The organism is Streptomyces sp. NRRL B-24572 (assembly GCF_002156145.1).
Lineage (GTDB): Bacteria > Actinomycetota > Actinomycetes > Streptomycetales > Streptomycetaceae > Streptomyces > Streptomyces vietnamensis.
The window spans coordinates 1-1687 of the sequence record NZ_MWIG01000747.1 but is presented as its reverse complement, the minus strand read 5'-3'; the positions used below and the strand labels follow the sequence as shown (position 1 = coordinate 1687).

Below are 1687 nucleotides of genomic sequence, written 5' to 3'. Positions count from 1 at the left end.
CCGAGCCCGCCGGCGGCGGGGGCGAGCAGGCCGAGCGGGCGGCTCTCCTCGGCGGCGGGGACGGGGCCGGGCCCGAAGTACCGGCCCCCGTAGCCGGTGGCGGTGCTCTTGAGGTCGCCGCCCTTCACCCGGCCCCCGGCCGCGATCGCGGCGGCCGGGTCGACGATCCCGTATCCCTTGGCGTCGCTGCGTCCGCCCTTCGGCCGGTTGCGGGCGGTGTCGATGAGGAGCCGCTTGACCTGGGCGGGGGTGAGGTCGGGGTGCGCGGACCGGACGAGGGCGACGGCGCCGGAGACGAACGCGGAGGCGGCGCTGGTGCCCCAGCCCTCGTAGTAGCGGTGGTCGGGGTCGGCGATGACGATGTCGTCGCCGGGGGCGCTGACGGTGGCGTACCAGCGGCGGGTGGAGAAGGCGGCGTGGGTGCCGTAGCGGTCGACGGCGGTGACCGCGATGACGCCGGGGTAGGCGGCCGGGTACGAGATGTGGTCGCCCTTCTCGCCGCCGTTGCCGGCGGAGGCGACGACGGAGACGCCCTTGGCGAGGGCGTACTGGACGGCGGCGTCCTCGCCCGCGTCGGGGTGGGCGGACTTGGAGTCGTCGCCGAGGGAGAGGTTGATGACGTCGGCGCCGTGGTCGGCGGCCCAGCGGATGCCTTCGGCGAGGGCGGTGCCGCGGGTCTTGCGGGCCTTGTCGCGGGCCTTGTCGGTGGATTCCAGGATGACCCGTACGGGGAGGATCCGGACGTCGGGGGCGACGCCGAGGACGCCGTCCTGGGCACCGGGGCCGTGGCCGTGCCCGGCGATGATGCCGGCCATGGCGGTGCCGTGCCGGGCCCAGGCGCGGTCGCCCTTCGAGGCGCCGAAGCCGACGAGGTCGCGTCCGGCGAGGACCGAACCCGCGAGGTCCGGGTGGTCGGCGTCGACGCCGGTGTCGAGGACGGCGACGGTGATGCCGTGCCCCTTCGTCGTACGCCAGGCCTCCGTGGTGTGGAGGGCTTCGAGGCCCCACTGGCGGGCCCGGATGGTGTCGGCGTGCGCGGGGGCGGTGGTGGCGGGGAGGACGGAGAAGGCGGCGGCGAGCAGCGCGACCGCGCCGCCGCGGGTCCGGCGGTGGGTGGGTCGGATCACCGGGCGTTCTCCTTGGCGGCCGTGGTGGCGGCCGTGCGCAGCAGTCGTACGAGGCGTTCGGTGATGCCCTTGGCCTCGTGGCCGAGGCCGGACTGGGCGGTGGCGTCGGTGCGGTTCGCGGTCATGGCCCGGTCCGCGGGGACGGGGCCGCCGTCGACGGTCCGGCCGTCGGCGAAGCCGGAGACGGCGGTGACGACGACGGGGAGGTCGGCGGGGGCGTTCAGCCACCAGGCGGCGCGCTGCGGGGCGCCGAAGCGTTCGGCGACGGTGCCGGGTCCGGCGAGGGCCGGGGGGACGTCGGCGCCGAGGCGCGTGGTGAGGCCCTGGCCGAGGGTGCGCTGGGTGGCGGCATCGGCCTGGGTGAAGACGAGGCCGACGGTGATGACGCTGCTGGCGGTGGCGTCGGTGTAGGTGGCGCGCAGGACGCGTGCGCAGCCGAGCGGCCGGACGGTGGCGAGGAGGCCCTTGGCGAGGACGGCGGGGGTGCAGGCGGCGTCCGGGGCGACGACGATCCGGGTCCAGGTGCGGTCGGCGCCGCCGGGGCCGGCGCCGACCGCACC

Annotated in this window: 1 protein-coding gene and 1 pseudogene; both read right to left on the bottom strand. The window is 77.0% G+C overall.

The window, feature by feature from the left end; translation table 11 throughout:
• Nucleotides 1-1124, bottom strand: a 1124-nt coding sequence (mycP, locus tag CCN56_RS35030; RefSeq protein WP_086831828.1) for a type VII secretion-associated serine protease mycosin, incomplete at its 3' end; no start/stop codon positions are given.
• Nucleotides 1124-1687 (bottom strand): annotated as a pseudogene (locus tag CCN56_RS35025) (hypothetical protein); the annotation flags it as partial. The gene mycP and the pseudogene CCN56_RS35025, both read right to left, overlap by 1 nt.